Origin of the sequence: Desulfocurvibacter africanus subsp. africanus DSM 2603, from assembly GCF_000422545.1 — a bacterium.
In the GTDB taxonomy this organism is placed as follows: Bacteria; Desulfobacterota; Desulfovibrionia; order Desulfovibrionales; family Desulfovibrionaceae; genus Desulfocurvibacter; species Desulfocurvibacter africanus.
Genome location: NZ_AULZ01000023.1, coordinates 62190 through 69331, shown reverse-complemented (window position 1 = coordinate 69331; position 7142 = coordinate 62190). Strand labels below are relative to the sequence as shown.

General features: G+C 64.6%; 5 protein-coding genes. 2 read left to right on the top strand and 3 right to left on the bottom strand.

What is annotated here, in order from left to right; all coding sequences use genetic code 11:
* Nucleotides 1-1034, bottom strand: a 1034-nt coding sequence (gene gmd / locus H585_RS0115215) for a GDP-mannose 4,6-dehydratase (RefSeq protein ID WP_027368442.1), incomplete at its 3' end; no start/stop codon positions are given.
* A 300-nt stretch (nt 1035-1334) separates the two neighbouring features.
* Nucleotides 1335-1547: a hypothetical protein gene (locus H585_RS0115210; RefSeq protein WP_027368441.1), complete on the bottom strand. Its 213-nt coding sequence runs from the start codon at nt 1545-1547 to the stop codon at nt 1335-1337.
* A gap of 88 nt (nt 1548-1635) precedes the next feature.
* Between H585_RS0115210 and H585_RS0115205 the strand changes: the two genes are divergently transcribed.
* Both H585_RS0115205 and H585_RS0115200 read left to right on the top strand, forming a co-directional pair.
* Complete coding sequence (locus H585_RS0115205) at nt 1636-3741, top strand: VTT domain-containing protein (protein ID WP_244432571.1); 2106 nt, start codon at nt 1636-1638, stop codon at nt 3739-3741.
* 96 nt (nt 3742-3837) lie between these two features.
* Nucleotides 3838-5433: a DNA repair protein RecN gene (locus H585_RS0115200; RefSeq protein ID WP_027368439.1), complete on the top strand. Its 1596-nt coding sequence runs from the start codon at nt 3838-3840 to the stop codon at nt 5431-5433.
* Between the two features lie 46 nt (nt 5434-5479).
* On the opposite strand, the gene H585_RS0115195 is transcribed toward H585_RS0115200, so the two are convergent.
* Complete coding sequence (locus tag H585_RS0115195; protein ID WP_244432570.1) at nt 5480-7054, bottom strand: PAS domain-containing hybrid sensor histidine kinase/response regulator; 1575 nt, start codon at nt 7052-7054, stop codon at nt 5480-5482.
* Nucleotides 7055-7142 lie beyond the last annotated feature (88 nt).

The following is a 7142-nucleotide window of genomic DNA, read 5'->3' as shown; positions in this document are numbered from 1 at the left end:
GGCGTCCAGCCCAGCTTGGTCCTTGCCTTGGAAGGATCGCCCAAAAGCGACTCGACTTCCGTGGGCCGAAAGTAGCGCGGGTCCACGGCCACGAGTTCCATGCCGGGCACAAGATTCGCGTGCACTTGGCAGGAGCCGTTCAGCTTCTCGCGCAGAAGCGCCTCATCGAAGCCGGCCACCACGCCGGTTTCTTCCAGGCCCTTGCCGCGCCAGTCGAGCTCGATGCCAAGCTCGGCCGCGGCGATGGTCACGAACTGCCTGACCGAGAACTGCCGGCCGGTCGCGATGACATAGTCGTCGGGCGTGTCCTGCTGCAGCATGAGCCACTGCATCTCCACGTAATCCTTGGCGTGGCCCCAGTCGCGCTTGGCGTTCATGTTGCCGAGGAACAATTTGTCCTGCAGCCCAAGCACGATGCGCGAAAGCGCGCGGGTGATCTTGCGCGTGACGAAGGTCTCGCCGCGCATGGGCGACTCGTGGTTGAACAGGATGCCGTTGCAGGCGTACATGCCGTAGGCTTCACGGTAGTTGACCGTGATCCAGTAGCCGTACAGCTTGGCCACGGCATACGGCGAGCGCGGATAAAACGGCGTCTTCTCGGTCTGGGGCGTTTCCTGCACCAGCCCGTACAGCTCGGACGTCGAGGCCTGATAGAAGCGGGTCTGCTTGTCGAGGCCCAGGATGCGCATGGCCTCGAGCAGCCGAAGCGTGCCTAGCGCGTCCGAGTTGGCCGTGTACTCCGGACTCTCGAAAGAGACCTTCACGTGGCTCTGGGCCGCCAGGTTGTAGAGTTCGTCGGGGCGGACCTCCTGCATGACGCGGATGAGGTTCGTCGAGTCGGTCAAATCGCCGTAGTGCAGGATGAGCCGGCGGCTCTCCACGTGCGGGTCCTGGTACAGGTGGTCGATGCGGTCGGTGTTGAACAGCGAGGAGCGGCGCTTAAGTCCGTGCACCTCGTAGCCCTTGGCGAGCAGAAGCTCGGCCAGGTATGCACCGTCCTGGCCCGTTATTCCCGTGATGAGCGCTTTCTTCATATGCGAAGCCATCTCCTTCCTTTATTGAATGCGGAAGCATTGCAAGTGCCAAGCCAGCCTGTAACGGCCTGGCCCGTGCGAGCCGGATTGTAATCTGCCTGTATCAGCCCCTCCCCCCTCACGCCGGTGCCGCGAACTTGGCGCATGGCGTTCCAGGCCAAGCATCGTCCGACACAATCCGCCTAGTCTAGCCTCGGCGCAAGTGTCCTCGAATTATTAATCACACTCTGGAATCACTTTTGTCGAAACTGGTCAGGATGCTTAACCCGTTACGGCTGCCTTGCGAGCGTACCTCGCCTGTCAAAGGCCGACAAGCCGGGCACGGGCGGTCCGCATGTACCCGGAAACCGCCTCAAGGACCACGGATACGGCCTGCCGGCATGCAAACACGGCAAGCACGCGAGAAAAATGGCGCGACGTGCCGGACGGCAAAGGCAGCTCGTGTTCCTTGCGGCATGCGTCCATGAAGGAAACCTGTTGCTCGCGGAATGGTGTTATGTAGTATTGAAACATGCTGCCCGCCCTTATCCGACCTGCTCCCCGATCCCAGGAAGAGACGTCGGGGTTTCCCATACTCCGGGAGGACCTGAACTGTTGGCGCTTGGCCAAGTGTTCGCGCGCGGCTTTCCTGGTGGACGGCGCCGACTATTTCCGGGCGTTCGTGGCAGCCTGCGAGACTGCCCGGCGCAGCATCTACATCGCCGGCTGGGATATTAACAGCCGCGTCAAGCTGCTGCGCGGCCTGCCCAGGGCCGAGGACGAGGAAAAATACCGACTCGGGAACTTCCTCAACCATCTGGCGCGCAACAGGCCGGGATTGCACATTCATATCCTGGATTGGGATTTCGCCATGCTCTACGCCATGGAGCGGGAGATGCTGCCGGTGGTCAAGCTTGGCTGGGCAACGCATCACAGGGTGCACCTGGTCATGGACGATGACCACCCGCTGACCGCCTCCCAGCACCAAAAGATCGTGGTGGTGGACGACTGCCTGGCCTTTTCGGGTGGCCTGGACCTTACGCACAGCCGCTGGGACACGCCCGAGCATGCCCCGACCGACCCGCTGCGCATGACGCCCGGCGGCACGCACTACCCGCCGTTCCATGATGTGCAGATACTCGTGGACGGCGATGCCGCGGCCTGTCTGGGCGAACTTTTCCGCCAGCGTTGGATCTGGGCCAAGGGCAAGCGTCTGCCGAAGCCGGAACCCAGGAAGGATTCGCCATGGCCCTGGGGCGTGCCCGTGCATGCGCGCGACACCCGTATGGGCATCAGCCTGACCTTGCCGGCATACAAATTACGCAAGCCCGTGCGCCAAGTGGAGCGGCTCTTCAGGGATTCCATTGCCGCGGCCAAGCGCTATATCTACATCGAGACCCAGTACTTCACTTCCGACGCCGTATGCGGATTCCTGTGCGAGAGCCTGAGACGGCCGCTAGGCCCGGAAATCATGCTGGCCGTGCCCTTCCGAAGCCCGGGCTGGCTGGAGCAGGGAGTCATGGACGGCCTGCGCGTGCGCGTCCTGGACCGACTGCGCGAGGCTGACCATCACGGCCGACTGCGCGTCTACTATCCATACGTGCCCGACCTGGACCACGGCGCCAGCATGCACCTGCATTCCAAAGTCATGATCGCCGACGACTGCTTCCTGCGCATCGGCTCGGCCAACCTGAGCAACCGCTCCATGGGCCTGGACAGCGAGTGCGACCTGGCCCTGGAGTGCATTCCCGGCGACCCTGACGGAGAAGCGTTGCGGGAGGCCATATCCGGCCTGTTACATCGCTTGCTTGGCGAACACCTGGGCGTGCCGCCCGGACTCGTGGCAGCAGGCCTGGAAGAGACCGGTTCGCTCATCGCCACGGTGGAGGCCCTGCGCAACGAGGGCCGCAGCCTGCGCCCCCTGGAGTCCGCCGCCCCCGAGTGGGTGGACCCGGATATTCTGGATCATTCACTGCTAGATCCCGAAAAACCTATGGCCATGGACAGGCTGATCGACATGTTCTTCTTCGACACGCCCGAGCCCACAAGGCGCTGGCGGGCGGCCTACGTGCTGCCAGCCCTACTGCTGCTTGCGTTTATCGGCCTGGCCTTGGCCTGGAAGTTCGGACCCTTGGCCGAATGGCTCGACCTGGACAGCCTCACGGCCTTGGGCCGCAGCCTGCGCGGCTCTCCCCTGGAGCCGCTGCTCGTGCTCGGAGCCCTGACCGTGGGCAGCGTGCTCATGGTTCCGATCACGCTCATGCTGGTGGCCGTGGCCCTGCTGTATGGTCCCATCACCAGCTTCGCCTATGCTTTCAGCGGCAGCCTGCTCGGAGCCATTGCCGGATACTTGCTGGGCGGACTGCTCGGCAAGGACCCGCTGCGCAACCTGGCGGGCAGGCGCATCAACCGCCTTAGCCGGGCCATGGCCCGCCAAGGAGTGTTGGCCATGGCCCTCGTGCGCAACCTGCCCGTGGCGCCCTTCGGATTGGTCAACCTCATCGCCGGGGCCTCGCACATACACTTCCGCGACTATCTGCTCGGCACTGCTCTGGGCATGCTCCCCGGCGTGCTGGCCATCACATTGCTGGGCGACAGCCTGGGCCGGCTTATCCGCCAGCCGAGCTGGACCAACGTGCTCCTGGCCCTGGCCGTCATCGGGTGCATCCTGCTGGCCGCTTGGTGGCTGCGTCGCCGCCTGGCGCAACGGGAGCAGGAGCAGGCGTGAGCGCAGCCGGGGACGATTGTGCTCGCTTGCCCTCACGCGGTCTTGCGTGTAGATTCCGCCCAACCTATCCACCGGTTCGGCAGGCAATCAATTCCCATGCTTGAGCTTCTGCGCATACGCAACTTGGCCCTCATCGACGACCTGGAGCTGGAATTCGCCCCAGGGCTCAATGCCCTGACCGGCGAAACCGGCGCAGGCAAGTCGTTCATTCTGCGCGCCGTCAACTTTCTCACCGGCGACAAGCTGACGCCCGACATGGTCCGAGCCGGCCGGGATAAGGCCATGGTCGAGGCTTTGTTCGTGGTCGAAGGCGTGGAATGCGTCATCCGCCGCGAGTTGGCCGCGGACACGGGCCGCAGCCGCCTGTATGTCAATGACCGCCTGAGCAGCCTGGAAACCGTGGAGAGCCTCAAGGCCGGACTGGTGCTGCACACCAGCCAGCACGGCCAGCAGAAGCTGCTCTCGCCCGCCTACCAGTCGCGCATGCTCGACGCCTTCCTGCCCGACAAGTCGTTGCTGGGCGAACGCGACCGGCTGCGCGACCGGCTGCGCGCCGTGGCCGGCCAACGCAAGGAGCTGCTCGACCGCGTTGGCTCCCTGTCCGCCCAGCGCGAATTCCTGGATTTCCAGAGCCGCGAGATCGCCAAGGTCAACCCCAAGCCCGGCGAGGAAGACGAGCTGACCGCCAAGCGCCAGGCCCTCAAGGACCGCACCGGCGCGCGCCAGGCCCTGGATGGTGCGCTGAGCCTGCTGCACGGTCAGGGCGGCGACGGGCTGCTTGCGCAGTTCGACCGCCTGGGCCGTCAGGTGCGCGGACTGGTCGCGGCCGTGCCCGACCTGCGCGAGGAAGCCCAGGTGCTGGACGACTTCCGCCTGCGCCTGGGCGAGCTGGACGGACGGCTGCGCCGCTGCGACCTGCGCGCCGCGGCCGGCGACCTGGAGGCCGTGGACGCCCGCCTCTTCGAGCTGGCTCAGCTCAAGCGCAAACTCAAGCGCGACCTGGACGGCATCGTGCATTTGCAGCAGGAGCTGCGCGAGAACCTGTCCTTCCTGGACGAATCCGGCCTGGACCTCAAGCGCCTGGACAAGGAGGAGCAGGAGCTGGCCGATGCGCTGCAGGCCGTGCTGGCGCGGCTGCACGCCGATCGACGCCAGGCCGCCACAGGGCTCAAGGCCGACCTGGAGACGGAACTCAGGCAGCTCGGTTTCTCGGAGCACGTGCGCGTGGAGATCGATTTCGAGCCGCACGAGATTTTCCCCGGCATCAGCGAGGAACGCGCCCGCGTACTGTGGGTGCCCAACCCCGGCCAAGCGCCTCAGCCCCTGGACAAGATCGCCTCGGGCGGCGAATTGTCGCGCTTTCTGCTGGCCCTGGTGGGCTTGCTGACCCAGGCCGAGCAGCCCACGCTCATCTTCGACGAGGTGGACGCAGGCATCGGCGGCCTGACGCTGGGAACCGTGGCGGAACGCCTCAAGGCCCTCTCGCGCCGCCAGCAGATCATCCTCATCACCCACTGGCCGCAACTGGCGGCCAAGGCCGACCGTCACTTCCAGGTGCGCAAGGAGGTCGAGGCCGGCCAGACCTACACGCGCTGCGGCCAGCTTTCCGAGGCCGACATCTTCGAGGAGCTCTCGCGCATGGCTGGCGGCGGCGACCAGGGCCAGGCTCTGGCCCGCGAGCTGCTGAGCTAGGTAAAGCGCATAATCAAGATCAAGTTAACACCTTCCGCGCAGCTCCTCACGAGCCTGCCTTCTGCCTCCACACTTCGACCAGCACGCGATCCAGCTCCTCGATATTGATGGGTTTGGCTAGGTAGGCGTTCATGCCCACGCCGAGGAATCGTTCCCGGTCGCCCTTGAGCGCGCAAGCCGTGAGGGCCACGATGGGCACCGCAGGGTCCACTCCCGGCGGCGGATTGCCACGGATGGCTCTTGTGGCCTGCTCGCCGTCCATGCCGGGCATGCGCACATCCATGAGCACGAGATCGAAACGCTCGCCGGCCAAGGCTTGCAGGGCTTCGCTGCCCGTGCGCACGGTATGCACGGAGTGCCCCCGCTCCTGCAGCAAGCTCTTGGCTAGATAGCGGTTGATCTCGTTGTCCTCGGCCACGAGAACACGCATGGACGGTGCTCCTTGGGGCGCGGGTTGCGACCCGGAGGGCTGCACGCGGCTTGAAGCGGAGACTACAAGCCGGGCAGTGAACTGAAAGCAGCTGCCCTTGCCCGGCTCGCTCTCTGCCCACAAACGTCCACCCATGAGATCGACCAGTCTGCGGCAGATGGCCAAACCGAGGCCCATGCCGCCGCGCGTCCGGCCGGTCTGGTCACGTAATTGCCGGAAGGTGTCGAAGACGGATTCGAGCTGGTCGGCCGCTATGCCTATGCCCGTATCCGTCACACGGAAGCGCAGCAGATCGGGTGCGCCGGTCGTATCTGATTCCACAGCCACGGTAATGCCACCTTGCTCCGTGAACTTAAGGGCATTGCTTACGAGGTTGGTTATCACCTGGCGCAGCCGGCCGGAATCGCCGCGCACCATGGCCGGCACTGCAGGGGCTACGGAATGGCACAGGCACAAGCCATTGGCCCGAGCGTCCAGGATCAAAGGCTCCAGAGCCAGGGCCAATTCAGCGCGCAGGTCGAAATCCACACTCTCCAACTCCAGCTTGCGGGCTTCGATCCTGGACAGGTCCAGCAAGTCGTTGACTAGATCCCGCAGGGCTTGGCCAGAGCGCAGCACCATCTGCAGATATGTGCGCACAGCAGCGCTCGGCTCACTCATGAGCGCAAGCTCGGTCATGCCGAGGACGCCGCCCAGGGGAGTACGCAGCTCGTGGCTCATGCTGGCCAGGAACTCGCTTTTGGCCCGGCTGGCCTCCTCGGCCTCCTGCTCGCTTCGGCGCAAGGCCAATTCGGTGCGCACACGCTCGGTGACGTCGGTGAGCGAAAAAGCCAGGCCGAGGAGATTGCCGTCCGAACCCGCCACAGGCGCAAGACGCCAGTCCCAGTATGTCGTGCCGCGCTCGGGCTGGGATGCGTAGACAAAAGGCTTGGCCTTGAACGACACGGCCTGCCCGGTATCGCGCACCTTGCGGAAGATGGTCTCGTTCTCGGCATCGGGGAAGAGTTCGAAGTGGTTGCGGCCCATGATTTCTTCACGGGAGTAGCCGCAGCCGCATACATACGCCTCGTTTGCGTAGCGAAAGGTGAAATCCGGGGCCAGGAAGGCGAGCTGGACTTCGGTGTGCTCCACCAGGGCGCGCAGCACAGCCAGCTCTTCAGGAAGGCTAAGCAGGGAACTCTCCACAGTCATTCTCCAGGGCTGTCATTGCCGATCAAGACGACCTGCGGATGTCTTGTCGGGGGTACGATATGAACATCGACTGAGAGAAGGGCGCGAT